At 51.8% G+C, this 14,489-nt stretch carries 19 protein-coding genes; 13 read left to right on the top strand and 6 right to left on the bottom strand.

All coding sequences use genetic code 11. From position 1 onward, the window contains the following. Positions 1-14: 14 nt before the first annotated feature. The 10 genes from fliJ to rcsA all read left to right on the top strand — a co-directional run bounded on the left by fliJ (position 15) and on the right by rcsA (position 6,761). Positions 15-458 carry a flagellar export protein FliJ gene (fliJ, locus tag FDW88_RS19890; RefSeq protein ID WP_115258827.1) on the top strand — a complete coding sequence of 148 codons (444 nt, stop codon included), beginning with the start codon at positions 15-17 and terminating at the stop codon, positions 456-458. Further along, complete coding sequence (gene fliK, locus FDW88_RS19885) at positions 455-1,669, top strand: flagellar hook length control protein FliK (RefSeq protein ID WP_137363217.1); 1,215 nt, start codon at positions 455-457, stop codon at positions 1,667-1,669. The genes fliJ and fliK overlap by 4 nt, the downstream gene beginning before the upstream one ends. A 104-nt stretch (positions 1,670-1,773) precedes the next feature. After that, a complete protein-coding gene (gene fliL, locus FDW88_RS19880) occupies positions 1,774-2,241 on the top strand; it encodes a flagellar basal body-associated protein FliL (RefSeq protein ID WP_115258829.1) in 468 nt (155 codons plus the stop codon). A 4-nt stretch (positions 2,242-2,245) separates the two neighbouring features. Further along, positions 2,246-3,250: a flagellar motor switch protein FliM gene (gene fliM, locus FDW88_RS19875; RefSeq protein ID WP_115258830.1), complete on the top strand. Its 1,005-nt coding sequence runs from the start codon at positions 2,246-2,248 to the stop codon at positions 3,248-3,250. Further along, positions 3,247-3,660, top strand: coding sequence for a flagellar motor switch protein FliN (gene fliN / locus FDW88_RS19870; protein ID WP_096757515.1), 414 nt, complete (start codon positions 3,247-3,249; stop codon positions 3,658-3,660). The genes fliM and fliN overlap by 4 nt, the downstream gene beginning before the upstream one ends. After that, on the top strand, positions 3,660-4,037 hold the full coding sequence (gene fliO, locus FDW88_RS19865) for a flagellar biosynthetic protein FliO (RefSeq protein ID WP_137363216.1): 378 nt from the start codon (positions 3,660-3,662) through the stop codon (positions 4,035-4,037). Before fliN ends, fliO begins: the two co-directional genes overlap by 1 nt. Beyond that, positions 4,037-4,774 (top strand): flagellar type III secretion system pore protein FliP, encoded by a 738-nt coding sequence (gene fliP, locus FDW88_RS19860; RefSeq protein WP_115258832.1) that lies wholly within the window; start codon positions 4,037-4,039, stop codon positions 4,772-4,774. The genes fliO and fliP overlap by 1 nt, the downstream gene beginning before the upstream one ends. A gap of 9 nt (positions 4,775-4,783) precedes the next feature. Continuing rightward, entirely contained in the window at positions 4,784-5,053 is a 270-nt protein-coding gene (gene fliQ / locus FDW88_RS19855; protein WP_115258833.1) for a flagellar biosynthesis protein FliQ, read from the top strand. Positions 5,054-5,061: 8 nt separating this feature from the next. Next, positions 5,062-5,856 (top strand): flagellar biosynthetic protein FliR, encoded by a 795-nt coding sequence (fliR, locus tag FDW88_RS19850; RefSeq protein ID WP_115258834.1) that lies wholly within the window; start codon positions 5,062-5,064, stop codon positions 5,854-5,856. A gap of 281 nt (positions 5,857-6,137) precedes the next feature. After that, positions 6,138-6,761, top strand: coding sequence for a transcriptional regulator RcsA (rcsA, locus tag FDW88_RS19845; RefSeq protein WP_137363215.1), 624 nt, complete (start codon positions 6,138-6,140; stop codon positions 6,759-6,761). A gap of 55 nt (positions 6,762-6,816) precedes the next feature. Here the strand turns inward: rcsA and dsrB are convergent, their stop codons facing one another. After that, the gene (dsrB, locus tag FDW88_RS19840) at positions 6,817-7,005 is read right to left on the bottom strand and encodes a protein DsrB (protein WP_170974186.1); all 189 of its coding nucleotides are present in this window, start codon (positions 7,003-7,005) and stop codon (positions 6,817-6,819) included. 163 nt (positions 7,006-7,168) lie between these two features. On the opposite strand from dsrB, the gene yodD reads away from it, so the two are divergent. Next, positions 7,169-7,396, top strand: coding sequence for a YodD family peroxide/acid resistance protein (gene yodD / locus FDW88_RS19830; protein ID WP_096757522.1), 228 nt, complete (start codon positions 7,169-7,171; stop codon positions 7,394-7,396). A gap of 206 nt (positions 7,397-7,602) precedes the next feature. On the opposite strand, the gene FDW88_RS19825 is transcribed toward yodD, so the two are convergent. Then, on the bottom strand, positions 7,603-7,782 hold the full coding sequence (locus FDW88_RS19825) for a YodC family protein (protein WP_170973029.1): 180 nt from the start codon (positions 7,780-7,782) through the stop codon (positions 7,603-7,605). 77 nt (positions 7,783-7,859) lie between these two features. Beyond that, complete coding sequence (locus FDW88_RS19820; protein WP_096757524.1) at positions 7,860-8,771, bottom strand: DUF808 domain-containing protein; 912 nt, start codon at positions 8,769-8,771, stop codon at positions 7,860-7,862. Positions 8,772-8,948: 177 nt separating this feature from the next. Between FDW88_RS19820 and yedA the strand changes: the two genes are divergently transcribed. Beyond that, complete coding sequence (yedA, locus tag FDW88_RS19815) at positions 8,949-9,869, top strand: drug/metabolite exporter YedA (protein WP_096757525.1); 921 nt, start codon at positions 8,949-8,951, stop codon at positions 9,867-9,869. Here yedA and FDW88_RS19810 read toward each other — a convergent pair. The 3 genes from FDW88_RS19810 to FDW88_RS19800 all read right to left on the bottom strand — a co-directional run bounded on the left by FDW88_RS19810 (position 9,861) and on the right by FDW88_RS19800 (position 12,508). Further along, a complete protein-coding gene (locus FDW88_RS19810) occupies positions 9,861-10,328 on the bottom strand; it encodes a very short patch repair endonuclease (RefSeq protein WP_137363213.1) in 468 nt (155 codons plus the stop codon). The two genes, yedA and FDW88_RS19810, sit on opposite strands and share 9 nt — an antisense overlap. Beyond that, a complete protein-coding gene (locus FDW88_RS19805; RefSeq protein WP_096757527.1) occupies positions 10,309-11,739 on the bottom strand; it encodes a DNA cytosine methyltransferase in 1,431 nt (476 codons plus the stop codon). The genes FDW88_RS19810 and FDW88_RS19805 overlap by 20 nt, the downstream gene beginning before the upstream one ends. 73 nt (positions 11,740-11,812) lie before the next feature. Further along, complete coding sequence (locus FDW88_RS19800; RefSeq protein WP_137363212.1) at positions 11,813-12,508, bottom strand: phosphohydrolase; 696 nt, start codon at positions 12,506-12,508, stop codon at positions 11,813-11,815. A gap of 399 nt (positions 12,509-12,907) precedes the next feature. Here FDW88_RS19800 and ompC point away from each other — a divergent pair, with 399 nt between their 5' ends. Further along, a complete protein-coding gene (gene ompC, locus FDW88_RS19795; protein WP_137363211.1) occupies positions 12,908-14,107 on the top strand; it encodes a porin OmpC in 1,200 nt (399 codons plus the stop codon). The last annotated feature ends 382 nt before the right edge of the window (positions 14,108-14,489 follow it).

The raw sequence follows: 14,489 nt of genomic DNA, 5'->3' as shown, positions 1-14,489 counted from the left end.
GGAGAGCATAGGTCATGGCACAACATGGTGCACTGGCAACACTAAAAGATCTGGCTGAAAAAGAGGTCGATGACGCCGCTATCTTATTAGGCGAAATGCGGCGCGGCTGTCAGCAGGCAGAAGAACAGTTAAAGATGCTGATCGACTACCAGCACGAGTATCGCACCAATCTTAATAGCGATATGGGTCAGGGGATCACCAGTAACCGCTGGATCAACTACCAGCAATTTATTCAGACGCTGGAAAAAGCAATAGACCAGCATCGCCAACAGCTGAATCAGTGGACGCAGAAAGTTGACCTGGCGCTGAGCAGTTGGCGCGATAAAAAACAACGACTGCAGGCCTGGAAAACTCTACAGGACCGACAGACCACGGCGGCTTTACTGGCTGAAAACCGCCTGGATCAGAAAAAAATGGATGAATTTGCTCAGCGCGCAGCTATGAGGAAACCCGAATGATTACGTTACCCCAACTGATTACTACCGACACCGACGTCACCGCAGGGCTTCAATCAGGAAAGGCGGTTGATTCACCCGAGAATTTTTTAGCCCTACTGGCTGGCGCATTAGGCGCGGGCGACGCACAGGGAAAAGATGCCCCGCTGTCGCTGGCCGATCTCCAGGCTGCGGGTGGCAAACTGCAAAAAGGGTTGCTGCAAGCACAGGGCGATAACGGCCAGGCGGCGAAAATTACGGATCTGCTGGCACAAAAAGGCGGGATCACGGACGCGACACTTGCCGACCTGACCGATGCCCAGCAATTGCTGTCGGCACTCACGCCGTCGCTGAAGGTGAATGCCCTGACGGCGACAGGCAAAGCCGCGCCACACGATGATAAGACCACCACGCTCAGCGATGAGGATCTGGCGAACCTGAGCGCGCTATTTGCGATGCTGCCGGGCCAGCCCATCACCACGCCCGTCGGTGAAACCGCATCCGCCCCGGCAGACTCCACCCTGGCCACACTGTTGCGCGGCAATTCGTCCGGCTGGACGGCGGATAACCGCGTCGAACTAACTTCGGGTGAGATGAAAAAAGGTAAAGCGGATGGCGCGATGCACGCCGCTGGCGTTGACCAGACACGTAATCCTACTTTAACCCCACTGACGGCAGCGGCAACCGCCCACGCGGAGATGGAAAGCACCCCGTCCCCGGTAAGCGTTGGTGCGGCAATCACGCCACCAGCTGGCGCGCAAACGCACGCGCAGCCGCTCCCTGCAGCCGCACCGGTGCTGAGCGCCCCGCTGGGTAGCCACGAATGGCAGCAATCGCTAAGCCAGCACGTCACGCTGTTCACCCGTCAGGGCCAACAAAGCGCGGAACTGCGCTTACATCCACAGGACCTGGGCCAGGTGCAAATCTCCCTCAAGCTGGATGACAACCAGGCGCAATTGCAAATGGTGTCACCACATAGCCACGTGCGTGCCGCGCTGGAAGCAGCGTTGCCGATGCTGCGGACTCAGCTGGCTGAAAGTGGGATCCAACTGGGGCAAAGCAGCATCAGCAGCGAAAGCTTCGCTGGCCAGCAGCAGTCTTCTGCTCAACAGCAACAGGCGGGGCGCACTCAGGGACAAGACATTTTTGCCAGCGAAGATGACGCCGCTCTGGCCGCCCCGGCCTCGCTGCAAGCCGCCGCGCGCGGTGACGGCGCAGTAGACATCTTCGCCTAACGCCAGAGGTAGCATGATTATCCGCGTCTTTTCCACGCTTTGTCGGGGACAGGACACGGGATAATCAGCCCATAAGCTGTACCGAAACAGGAAGCCCGTATCTGATGACTGACTCCGCGATTAACAAAAAGAGTAAACGCGCTATTTGGATCCCTCTGCTGGTGTTAATTACCCTCGCCGCCTGCGCAACTGCGGGATATAGCTACTGGCGTATGCAGCAGCAGCCGTCCGCCAGCGTTAGCGCGGAACCGGCCCCACCGCCAGCCCCGGTGTTTTTTGCGCTGGATACATTTACCGTCAATCTGGGTGATGCGGATCGCGTGCTGTATATCGGGGTCACGCTGCGTATGAAAGACGAAGCGACGCGCGCGCGCCTGAGCGAATATCTGCCGGAAGTTCGCAGCCGTCTGCTGCTGCTGTTTTCGCGTCAGAATGCCGCCACGCTCGCCACCGAGCAAGGTAAACAGCAGTTGATCGCCGCCATCAAAGAGACGCTCGCGACTCCGCTCGTTGTCGGGCAGCCGAAACAGGTTGTCACCGACGTTCTTTATACAGCTTTTATTCTGCGGTAAAGACATGGGCGACAGTATTCTTTCTCAGGCTGAAATTGACGCATTGCTTAACGGCGATAGCGACACCAAAGACGAACCTATTTCCGGTATTGCAAATGAAAGCAATATTCGTCCGTACGATCCCAACACCCAACGCCGCGTTGTTCGCGAGCGTTTGCAAGCGCTGGAGATCATCAACGAACGCTTCGCGCGCCAGTTCCGGATGGGATTATTTAACCTGTTGCGACGTAGCCCGGATATTACCGTGGGCGCGATCCGCATCCAGCCGTATCACGAGTTTGCGCGTAACTTACCGGTACCAACCAACCTGAACTTGATCCACCTGAAACCGCTCCGCGGTACGGGTCTGGTGGTGTTCTCGCCGAGTCTGGTGTTTATCGCCGTCGATAACCTGTTTGGCGGTGATGGACGCTTCCCGACGAAGGTGGAAGGTCGCGAATTTACGCATACCGAGCAGCGCGTGATCAACCGCATGCTGAAGCTGGCGCTGGAAAGCTACAGCGACGCCTGGAAAGCGATCAACCCGCTGGAAGTGGAGTACGTGCGCTCGGAAATGCAGGTGAAATTTACCAATATCACCACCTCACCAAACGACATTGTGGTGAACACGCCGTTCCACGTTGAAATTGGCAACCTGACCGGTGAATTTAACATCTGTCTGCCCTTCAGCATGATTGAACCGTTGCGCGAGCTGCTGGTTAACCCGCCGCTGGAAAACTCGCGCAATGAGGATCAGAACTGGCGTAATAACCTGGTGCGTCAGGTTCAGCATTCAGAGCTGGAGCTGGTGGCGAACTTTGCCGACATTCCGCTGCGTCTGTCGCAGATTTTAAAGCTCAAACCCGGCGATGTGCTGCCGATTGAAAAACCCGACCGCATTATTGCTCATGTGGACGGCGTGCCTGTGCTGACCAGCCAATATGGCACCGTAAACGGTCAGTATGCGTTACGCGTAGAACATTTGATCAACCCGATTTTGAATTCGCTGAATGAGGAACAGCCCAAATGAGTGACATGAATAATCCGTCCGATGAGAACACTGGTGCATTGGACGATCTGTGGGCTGACGCGTTAAATGAGCAAACAACGACCACGGCTAAAAGTTCGGTAGATGCGGTATTCCAGCAGTTAGGCGGCGGGGACGTCAGCGGTACACTGCAGGACATTGACCTGATCATGGACATTCCGGTCAAGCTGACCGTCGAACTGGGCCGCACTCGCATGACCATCAAAGAGCTGTTGCGCCTGACGCAAGGCTCCGTCGTCGCACTGGACGGTCTGGCGGGCGAGCCGCTGGATATTCTGATCAACGGTTACCTGATTGCTCAGGGCGAAGTGGTTGTCGTCGCAGATAAATACGGCGTGCGTATCACTGACATTATTACGCCGTCTGAACGTATGCGCCGCCTGAGCCGTTAATGATGAACACCCAGGCTACCGTCTCTCAGCCCGCCGCCGTTCCCGGCTCACCGCTGGTGCAGGTCAGCGGCGCCCTGCTGGGCATAATCCTGTTGATCCTCGCCGCGGCCTGGGTCATTAAACGCCTGGGTTTTGCATCCAAAGGGGCCGGTACACGCGGACTGAAAGTCACGGCCAGCACCTCATTGGGACCGCGCGAACGGGTGGTAATTGTTGAGGTTGAGGACGCACGTCTGGTGCTGGGTGTGACCGTATCGCAGATTAACGTGCTGCATACCCTGCCCCCTACGTCCGTGGTGCCCGACGAGAACCCGGCCCCTCCGGCGGATTTCCAGTCCATGATGAAGAGTTTGCTTAAGCGTCCTGGGAGATCCTGATGCGCCGTTTGTTGTCCCTCACGCTGCTCGGCTTGTGGCTGTTTAGCCCAGTGGCCGCGGCCCAGCTTCCCGGTCTGGTTAGCCAGCCACTACCCGGCGGCGGACAAAGCTGGACGTTACCGGTACAAACGCTGGTATTTATCACCTCGCTGACGTTCCTGCCCGCCATTTTGCTGATGATGACCAGCTTCACCCGCATCATCATCGTTTTCGGTCTGTTACGTAACGCGCTGGGAACCCCGTCCGCCCCGCCAAACCAGGTGTTACTTGGACTGGCGCTATTTTTGACTTTTTTCATCATGTCCCCGGTGATCGACAAAATCTACGTTGACGCATATCAGCCGTTCAGCGAAGAGAAGATCTCCATGCAGGAAGCGATAGAGAAAGGCGCACAACCGCTGCGTGAGTTTATGTTGCGCCAGACCCGCGAAGCCGATCTGGCACTGTTTGCGCGTCTGGCAAACAGCGGACCGTTGCAGGGACCGGAAGCAGTGCCGATGCGAATTCTGCTGCCAGCCTATGTCACCAGCGAACTGAAAACCGCCTTCCAGATAGGTTTTACGATTTTCATTCCTTTCCTGATAATCGACCTGGTGATCGCCAGCGTATTGATGGCACTCGGGATGATGATGGTACCGCCCGCCACCATCGCGCTGCCGTTTAAGCTGATGCTGTTTGTGCTGGTTGACGGCTGGCAACTGCTTGTCGGTTCGCTGGCGCAAAGTTTTTACAGTTAGAGGCGCGAAATGACACCTGAATCGGTCATGATGATGGGCACCGAGGCGATGAAAGTCGCTCTTGCCCTCGCCGCACCGCTGTTACTGGTTGCACTGGTGACGGGGCTGATTATCAGCATCCTGCAGGCGGCAACCCAAATTAACGAAATGACGCTGTCGTTCATTCCGAAAATTGTCGCGGTCTTTGTCGCTATTATTGTGGCCGGGCCGTGGATGCTTAACCTGTTGCTGGACTATGTGCGTACGCTGTTCAGCAATATCCCCTATATCATCGGGTAGACGCCGCCATGCTGCAGGTGACGAGCGATCAATGGCTTTACTGGTTGAACCTGTATTTCTGGCCACTGCTGCGTGTATTGGCACTCATTTCTACGGCACCGATCCTCAGTGAGCGTGCGATACCTAAGCGGGTAAAGCTGGGGTTGGGCCTGATGATAACGGTGGTTATCGCCCCGTCCCTACCTGCCAATGACGTGCCAATTTTCTCCATCGCGGCATTATGGTTGGCGATGCAGCAAATCCTGATCGGTATTGCGTTAGGCTTCACCATGCAATTTGCATTTGCTGCTGTGCGTACGGCCGGTGAGTTAATTGGCCTGCAAATGGGGCTTTCTTTCGCCACATTCTTTGACCCCGGCAGTCGACTGAACATGCCCGTGCTGGCACGACTGATGGATTTACTTGCCATGCTGCTGTTTTTGACCTTTAACGGTCACCTATGGTTGATCTCACTGCTGGTAGACACGTTTCATACCCTGCCGATCGGCGGTCACCCGGTAAACAGTAATGCTTTCCTCGCCCTCGCGCGCGCGGGCAGCTTAATATTCCTCAACGGGCTGATGCTGGCGCTGCCGGTGATGACGCTGTTGCTCACGCTCAACCTCGCGCTCGGATTGTTAAATCGTATGGCTCCCCAGCTCTCCGTTTTTGTCATTGGCTTTCCGCTGACCCTGACGGTAGGTATTTCTTTAATGGCCGCATTAATGCCATTAATTGCCCCATTCTGCGAACGATTATTCAGCGAAATTTTTAATTTACTTGCCGATATCATCAGTGAAATGCCCACAAATAATAACCCATAGTATTTATCCTGTTTTACTAAGGATTGTCCGAAATTAAAAAATAGACCACATCTACCAGGATAACGCTGCCGCGGCTTATTTGTTTTTGCCTTACTCACAGAACGCAACATTTACTTTACTTTAAGAAGTTTCCTGGCAAATTATACGCAACTTTACGGGATAGTAAATCCGCCTGAAAACAAGCAGTAAAAGCGTCATCTTGGGTTGTTATTATTCCGTTTAGTTGTGCAGAAATAATCAGGTAAGGGGAATTATCGTTACGCATTGAGTGAGGGTATGCCATGTCAACGATTATTATGGATTTATGCAGTTACACCCGGTTAGGGTTGACCGGGTATCTGGTAAGCCGGGGGGTGAAAAAAAAGGAAATCAACGGTATTTCAACCGTTGACGAACTCAGTATCGCCTGTGACGTACATCAACCTGCTGTGGTGTTTATTAATGAAGACTGTTTCATCCACGATCCGGCTAACAGTCAGCAAATAAAGCAGATCATTAATCAGCATCCCAGTACATTATTTATCGTATTTATGGCTATTGCCAACGTCCATTTTGATGAATATCTCCTGGTCAGAAAAAATTTATTAATCAGTTCAAAGTCGATTAAACCGGATTCACTGGACGAATTGCTTGGCGATATTCTTAAAAAGGGTGCGGATATTGTTGTCGATGTCAATCTGCCGACACTGTCATTAAGCCGCACCGAGTCCAGCATGTTACGCATGTGGATGGAGGGTCAGGGAACCATTCAGATTTCCGATCAAATGAATATCAAAGCAAAAACCGTCTCATCCCATAAGGGGAATATAAAACGAAAGATCAAAACGCATAATAAACAGGTGATCTATCACGTCGTTCGACTCACCGATAACGTCACCAACGGTATCTTTGTGAATATGCGCTAGTATGTGCTGACTGGTGGGAATGTCACCAGTCAGCATCAAGACAAAAGCGGTATGATTAGTCTACCTTCTCCACAAAAATACCATCCTGATGACCTGACTCGTTAAAGAACCAGATACCGAGCGGGTAGTCTTCCAGCGAAACCAGGTACATGGTGCCTTCACTAAACTCCTCGATTGCCAGTACCCGGCCAGGCCGACGAGGACCGCCGTCCGTTTTGACTGTAACCCGATCATTCACCTTCATCATTTTCCTCCTGTGGCTTTGTGCCAGTGTAGAACAAATTCTATTTTCTGGCAGCGCCTGGCGCGCGCGATTGCGGGTTTTCTCGACGGTCTATACTTAGAAAGTGTGCGTCAGCGATTTTGCTGCATACACCCGGTATCCGTAACGGTTGAGAGGTAGGTGAATGAAAACCGCGAAAGAGTACAGCGAGACGGCCAAACGTGAGGTCAGCGTTGATGTAGACGCGCTGCTGGAGGCAATCAACGAAATCTGCGAGAGCGAGATTCATCGCAGCCGCGATGACCCGGATCGCGTCAGTGTTGACGGTCGTGATTACCATACATGGCATGAGTTAGCCGAAGCGTTTGAGTTGGATATCCACGATTTTAGCGTGACGGAAATCAATCGCTGACTTCAGGCGAAAAAAATCCCGGCCCTCAGTGGGTCGGGATCAAGCTTGCTTATGCAAGAAGCACTTGAAAATTCGTTACACCAGGAAATCTGATGTGAGGCCAACCTTATCTACAATTTTTTTGCCTGACAAGTAAATAATTCTCACCAAAATGATAAATATAACTAATGGTTGAGAGATCACTCACTTATGCCTGAACGTAATGTTCAGGCATCCTGCCGTTGTTGCCCTTTACCGGACGTCAGTTCATCTTCACGGAATGCTTCCCGTTTGACGCCAAAGCCATCGTACCAGCGACACTCGACCATGCCGCTAGCGTATCCGGTGACAATCATGCGTGGGCCACCCTGTTTCACGGTGACTTCCTCACTGACAGAAAAGACCATACCTGCCCCCTGTATCAAGAGAAACCTTTTCACCTTAGACGACAAGCAGCCTTTTTGCATAATCAGGTAAACAAAAATTAGTGTGAAACACCGCGCAGTTTTGCGACCATTTTCACCAGCAGTACCACAATGCCACCAATGATAAAGCCCAATACAAGGTTTAACAGAGTCGGAATCATCATTGAAATGAATGGATTCTGTTGCTGGGTGAACTGCTCGATCGCATGATGCAACGGCGCGATCCCATGGACGACAATGCCGCCCCCTACCAAAAACATCGCCAGAGTTCCTACCACCGACAGCGTTTTCATCAGCCAGGGCGCCACCACCAGCAAGCCTTTACCCAGCGCCTGAGCGACCGCGCTGCGCTTTTCAGCCAGCCAGAAGCCGATGTCGTCCAACTTGACGATAATGCCAACCAGGCCGTATACGCCAACGGTCACCGCTAAAGCGATCCCTGACAGCACCAGAACCTGATTGAGCAACGGCGCATCGGCCACAATTCCCAGCGTAATCGCCACAATCTCCGCAGATAAAATAAAATCGGTACGTACGGCCCCTTTGATTTTATCTTTCTCAAAGGTCAGTGGGTCCTGCGCCGCCAGCTCTGCCAGACGCTGCTGGCGTTCTTCCGGCGTTTCCTGATGTTTGCGCGCCTGCAGCGTATGCAGGACTTTTTCCACGCCTTCAAAACAGAGGAACGCCCCACCAATCATTAATAACGGGGTAATCGCCCAGGGAATAAAGGCACTGATCAGTAACGCCAACGGCACAAGAATAACTTTGTTGACGAAAGATCCTTTTGCCACGCTCCAGACGACCGGAAGTTCACGGTTTGCCCGTACGCCCGATACCTGCTGCGCGTTAAGCGACAGGTCATCTCCCAGAACGCCCGCGGTTTTTTTTGCGGCCAATTTTCCCATCATGGAGACATCGTCAAGCAGCGTGGCGATGTCATCGAGTAAGGTCAGTAAGCTACTTCCTGCCAAAATTTTCACCCTCAATATTATTTTTTTCCGTCATTAGTATGAAGTAAAAAACGTGATGCTGAAACTCACCTTTATGGTCAACAAATTTTTAACAACAACGGGCAATTATAAATCTCGCCAGCATGATAGTTTTGACGTTTACTATGTTGCGCCTTTTTATTTCCACCGTGAGGGATTATGCGTTTCAGGCAATTGTTACCGCTTTTCAGTGCGCTGTTCGCGCTGTACATCATTTGGGGTTCCACCTACTTCGTTATCCGCATTGGCGTTGAGAGCTGGCCGCCGCTCATGATGGCCGGCGTGCGTTTTCTGTCTGCGGGGATTTTGTTAACCGCATTTTTACTTCTGCGCGGCCACAAACTGCCGCCATTACGCCCGCTGCTCAATGCCGCACTGATCGGTATTCTGCTGCTGGCAGTGGGAAATGGGTTGGTCACCGTCGCCGAACACCAGAACGTCCCTTCCGGCATCGCTGCCGTGGTGGTCGCCACCGTCCCACTGTTTACGCTGTGCTTCAGCTATTTCTTTGGCATTAAAACCCGCAAGCTGGAGTGGATGGGCATCGCTATCGGACTGGCCGGGATCATTATGCTTAACAGCGGCGGGAATTTGAGTGGTAACCCCTGGGGTGCAGTGTTGATCCTGATTGGCTCAATGAGCTGGGCATTCGGTTCCGTGTACGGTTCCCGCATTACCTTACCCGTGGGTATGATGGCCGGTGCAATTGAAATGCTCGCCGCCGGTATCGTGCTGATGGGGGCCTCGCTTATCTCCGGGGAAAAGCTGACTACAATGCCATCTTTTTCTGGGTTTATGGCGGTCGCTTACCTGGCGCTGTTCGGCTCCATTATCGCCATCAACGCATATATGTACCTGATCCGTAACGTGAGTCCGGCGCTGGCAACCAGCTATGCCTACGTCAACCCGGTTGTTGCCGTCTTATTAGGTACCGGTCTGGGAGGTGAAAGCCTGGCGTTCATCGAGTGGCTGGCACTCGGAGTGATTGTTTTTGCCGTGGTGCTGGTGACGCTGGGTAAATACCTGTTCCCGGTCAAAGCAGACGCGGTCGCCGCACCGTCGGAAAAGTCGTTACAGTAAATGAATACCTTGGGTGTCGATCTGCGCGGTAGCGCCACCGCTGCAGATCCACTCGACCACGCGCTCGGACAGCGCCTCATCGCTGAGTTTTTTTCGCCCTCGTATGGCGCACTCCCAGATAATGAGTACCCGCCAGCCAAGTGCCTGCTGTCTCTCGCGATCCCGCGCATCGCGTTCAACGTTTTTGCCTATTTTAGCCAGCCAGAATTGCGTGCGCGTCGCGGGGGTCTTAAATAAATAACACTCGTGGTGATGCCAGAAACAGCCATGGGTAAAAATAACACACTGATAGTCATCCACCACAAAATCAGGGCGGCCTGGTAACGCCGCATCCTGCACGCGAAACGTTACCCCCTGCTCCGTCAATACGCTGGCCAGACGTTTCTCAATCGCCGTATCGCGGGTCGCGATTGCCCGCATATTTTTACTGCGCGTGGCCTTATCGTGAACGTCTGCCATGCAGACTCTCTTTCTCACGCAGCGCGACGGCCTGTTTGATTTTTGGCTCCAGCAGTCGGGCTACCGCCGCAAATGCCGGGACCACCACCGAATTGCCGAACTGGCGATAGGCCTGGGTATCAGATACCGGAATACGGAACTGATAACCCTGAGGCGACTCAAATCCCATCAGGCGCGCGCACTCTCGAGGTGTAAGTCTACGTGGTCGGTGCAACTGGTTGTGCGGATCGTCAAAATCCTGTTCACCCAGCGCCATATCCCAGCCACGGTCGATTAATATTTCTGCCCCGTCCTTGTAATAACGCGCAGATAACGTGCGCGTTACGCTGTGCGGATTGCCAGGATATACCATGCCGTAGCCAAAGCCGTTCCCCCGCGCCTGATGCTTTTTCGCGTAGCGATATAAATATTTCCACAACACCGGCGTCAGGATGTATTTCACGTCAACGGTCGGTTCAAGCAGCTCGGCCAGCGTAATACGCCGCTGCGGGTAGCGGGTGACAATATCCCGTAGCGTAAAGTCATTTTTCAGATTCAGATCGCGTCGAAAGCCCACGAGGACAATACGTTCGCGATGCTGCGGTAAAAAGTGTTTTCCATCGATAATTTTAGGATCGTCCGGCCCGTTTTCCGCCGCATCCGCCACGTCATACCCTAACTCATCCAGCGTTTGCATAATGATGCGAAACGTTTTCCCCTGGTCATGGCTCTTCAGGTTTTTGACGTTTTCCAGCACAAAGATTGCCGGACGGCGGGCATCAATGATTCTGACCACGTCGAAAAATAGCGTACCTTGCGTATCACAGGCAAAACCGTGCGCACGACCTAAGGCATTTTTCTTGGAGACGCCTGCCAGCGAAAACGGCTGACAGGGAAAGCCAGCCAGCAGCACATCATGCTGAGGGACATGCTGGCGGATATGTTCAGCCGCCTCCTCATCGCTCACCCCGGCACGATGGCTTAACGTAATATCGCGAATATCTTCATTAAAATGGTGCTGGTCAGGATCGCAATAGTAATTCGCTTTGTAAGTCCGCACCGCATGCTTGTTCCACTCGCTGGTAAACACGCACTGTCCACCGATCGCTTCGAAGCCGCGGCGAATACCGCCAATTCCGGCGAAAAGATCGATAAAACGAAAAGCATACTGCGGATGATGCACCGGCGGCGTCGGTAGCAAGGTCTTCAGGTGGGAATATTCACGATCGCTCAGGCGGTGCCATGTCTCGTTCGCAACCACACGTTTAAAGATGGCCGGGCTCCAGTGATGCTCACCGACGCCATTAAGGTGAGCCACCAGCGTTTTCACGTCGTAAATCTCAAGCAGCTTAGCCAACATCACCTGCACGGCGATCCCGGTATCCTCTGTCATCAGGTTTATGGTGCCTGTTACTGAAAAATTTTCCTGCATACATTTAACCGGCCAAAATGGATTAGCGACAGGTTAACATAAAACAGAGGTGTTTACGTTTCAGCTGTGCAGGCTACCGATGCGCCTTAAAGGGCTGAATCGCGGCGAGATCCAGCTCCTCATACTCCCCTTTTAACTCGGCGCTTAATTTCGCCATATAGGTCAGCAAAAAATCAGCGTTATGCTGCGCTAAATACCGTCCCTGTGCCGTTTGCATCGTCATCGGCAGTTGCAATAATTTGGTCTGGAAATGATCGAGTGCATATTGCTTGTCGTTGAGCTCGCGCCGTTGTGCAAAAGGGTCTTCCGCATCAAACAGGGCCACCCCCAGCGCGCCAGAAACCGCAAATACGCGGGCTAAGCCAATGGCCCCCAACGCCTCAAGTCTGTCAGCATCCTGAACAATTTTGGCCTCGATCGTGGTTGGCGAAATTTTTGCGCTAAAACTGTGTGCTTCAATGGCATGACTTACCGCCGGCAGCCGGTCTTCTGGAAATGTGGGGAAAAACTGCGTCAATACGCGGCAGGTTTCCTGCGCCGCCAGTACCGACGAGCGATGTCGGTCAGGATGGTTTTTCGGCAAGCTGATAAGGTCATGAAAATAGCAGGCTGTCAGCACCACCAGCCAGTCGATGGTTGCATCAGCACCCAGCTGTTGTGACGTCATCCACACACGACGAAAATGAAAGATGTCATGGGCTGTATCCTGCCCGAGATGATTTTCACGTAACCATGCTTCAAATTGCGACTGCCAGTACTGTAAATCCATGCTATTCCTCGCGAGCGCTACGGCCATATATACACCGCATAAATTAACCCACCCATTCTATAACATCAAATGATTAATCATTATGGGCCAGGACCAGAATCTACAAATTATAAATACAATCAACATAAACATATTAAATTTATATAAAATCAAAATTCAATATAATTAACACCAAACTCATAACCCAATGATAAATAAATCATTTACATGGTAAATGTGAAACACTTAAACATATTAAATAAATAACAAAAATCCAAACAGAAATATTTTGAAATCTTTTAAATAGATTTGTTACACGTTATATTTTAAAATAAATGAACTTCATAGAATAGTATCAAAACGTAGTCTTTTGGATAGAACCACATATTCACATCAATTATTATCATAAGGGAATACATAATGAAAAGAAAAGCTCTGGCACTTCTTCTCCCGGCATTATTAGCTGCAGGCGCAGCAAATGCGGCAGAAATCTATAATAAAGATGGCAACAAACTGGATCTGTACGGCAAAGTCGATGGCCTGCGTTATTTTTCTGATGACGCTGGCAGCGACGGCGATCAGACCTATGCACGTCTGGGCTTTAAAGGCGAAACCCAGATTAACGATATGCTCACCGGCTACGGTCAGTGGGAATATCAGGTTATGGCCAACAATGCTGAAAGCGAAGGCGCAAACTCCTGGACTCGTCTGGGCTTTGCCGGCTTAGGCTTTGGTGAAAACGGTACCTTCGACTACGGCCGTAATTACGGCGTGGTCTACGACGTAGAAGCCTGGACCGATATGCTGCCAGAATTTGGTGGCGATACCTACACTCAGACCGACGTATATATGACCGGCCGCACCAACGGCGTGGCAACCTACCGTAACAAAGGTTTCTTTGGTCAGGCAGACGGTCTGAACTTTGCTCTGCAGTATCAAGGTAACAACGAAAGTGCGGGCTCCGGCGAAGGTACCGGCAATGGTGAGAACCGTAAATTGGCGCGTGAAAATGGCGACGGTTTCGGTATGTCCACCTCTTACGATTTCGACTTCGGTTTAAGCCTGGGTGCTGCATATTCCAGTTCTGATCGTACCGACAACCAAACTGCTGCTGGTCGCGGCGATCGCAACTATGACAACAAATATGCAGGCGGAGAAACCGCTGATGCCTGGACCATCGGTGCAAAATATGACGCAAATAACATTTACCTGGCGGCCATGTATGCTGAAACTCGCAATATGACTGCATATGGCAGCGGTTCTTATAAAAATGCTGCTGGCGATGATGTTGCTAAAGGCGGTATTGCTAACAAAACCCAGAACTTTGAAGTAACCGCTCAGTACCAGTTCGACTTTGGTTTGCGTCCTGCGGTTTCCTTCCTGCAATCTAAAGGTGTTGACTTAGGCGGCTGGGATCACAATAGCAATGGCACCCCTCGTTACACCGACAAAGATCTGGTCAAATATGTTGATGTTGGCGTGACTTACTACTTCAACAAAAACATGTCTACCTATGTTGATTACAAAATCAACCTGCTGGACGAAGACGACAACTTCTATGCAAGTAATGGCATCGCAACTGATGACATCGTTGCCCTTGGTTTAGTCTACCAGTTCTAATTCTGCTCAATACGCAGCAAGCCCGCTTCATATGAAGCGGGCTTTTTGTTTATACGACACGCATTTGTGAGGATATCCAAAGAAAAAAATCGGTGAGAACTGCCGTAAGAGGAATTGAGTTAACCGTTTGAATAATGGCGGCTAGAGGAGGATTTTCTCCCTTGGTGGAGTTGCCCCACTCCGATTTTCATGACCGCTGATAGGGGCAGAGAAATCCGCACCAACTCTGCACGTCTAATCCACCAATCTGATTAACGTCAGCGATGGCGATGTGGAAGTGATCGTAAAAGCCAACAACAAAATGATAGGCTTTCAGTAAAGGGCATAGCTACAGTGGCAGAAGGACGGGTAGTTTAAGGAAGGTGCGAATAAGCAGGTCATT

Origin of the sequence: Citrobacter sp. wls829 (assembly GCF_005280825.1) — a bacterium.
Lineage (GTDB): Bacteria > Pseudomonadota > Gammaproteobacteria > Enterobacterales > Enterobacteriaceae > Citrobacter > Citrobacter gillenii.
This window is presented reverse-complemented; position numbering and strand designations above follow the sequence as displayed.

Bases quoted from the DNA above. Each gene is read 5' to 3' on its own strand.
- fliJ (WP_115258827.1), top strand. From the start codon at position 15: ATGGCACAACATGGTGCACTGGCAACACTAAAAGATCTGGCTGAAAAA.
- fliK (WP_137363217.1), top strand. From the start codon at position 455: ATGATTACGTTACCCCAACTGATTACTACCGACACCGACGTCACCGCA.
- fliL (WP_115258829.1), top strand. From the start codon at position 1,774: ATGACTGACTCCGCGATTAACAAAAAGAGTAAACGCGCTATTTGGATC.
- fliM (WP_115258830.1), top strand. From the start codon at position 2,246: ATGGGCGACAGTATTCTTTCTCAGGCTGAAATTGACGCATTGCTTAAC.
- fliN (WP_096757515.1), top strand. From the start codon at position 3,247: ATGAGTGACATGAATAATCCGTCCGATGAGAACACTGGTGCATTGGAC.
- fliO (WP_137363216.1), top strand. From the start codon at position 3,660: ATGATGAACACCCAGGCTACCGTCTCTCAGCCCGCCGCCGTTCCCGGC.
- fliP (WP_115258832.1), top strand. From the start codon at position 4,037: ATGCGCCGTTTGTTGTCCCTCACGCTGCTCGGCTTGTGGCTGTTTAGC.
- fliQ (WP_115258833.1), top strand. From the start codon at position 4,784: ATGACACCTGAATCGGTCATGATGATGGGCACCGAGGCGATGAAAGTC.
- fliR (WP_115258834.1), top strand. From the start codon at position 5,062: ATGCTGCAGGTGACGAGCGATCAATGGCTTTACTGGTTGAACCTGTAT.
- rcsA (WP_137363215.1), top strand. From the start codon at position 6,138: ATGTCAACGATTATTATGGATTTATGCAGTTACACCCGGTTAGGGTTG.
- dsrB (WP_170974186.1), bottom strand. From the start codon at position 7,005: ATGAAGGTGAATGATCGGGTTACAGTCAAAACGGACGGCGGTCCTCGT.
- yodD (WP_096757522.1), top strand. From the start codon at position 7,169: ATGAAAACCGCGAAAGAGTACAGCGAGACGGCCAAACGTGAGGTCAGC.
- FDW88_RS19825 (WP_170973029.1), bottom strand. From the start codon at position 7,782: ATGGTCTTTTCTGTCAGTGAGGAAGTCACCGTGAAACAGGGTGGCCCA.
- yedA (WP_096757525.1), top strand. From the start codon at position 8,949: ATGCGTTTCAGGCAATTGTTACCGCTTTTCAGTGCGCTGTTCGCGCTG.
- FDW88_RS19810 (WP_137363213.1), bottom strand. From the start codon at position 10,328: ATGGCAGACGTTCACGATAAGGCCACGCGCAGTAAAAATATGCGGGCA.
- FDW88_RS19805 (WP_096757527.1), bottom strand. From the start codon at position 11,739: ATGCAGGAAAATTTTTCAGTAACAGGCACCATAAACCTGATGACAGAG.
- FDW88_RS19800 (WP_137363212.1), bottom strand. From the start codon at position 12,508: ATGGATTTACAGTACTGGCAGTCGCAATTTGAAGCATGGTTACGTGAA.
- ompC (WP_137363211.1), top strand. From the start codon at position 12,908: ATGAAAAGAAAAGCTCTGGCACTTCTTCTCCCGGCATTATTAGCTGCA.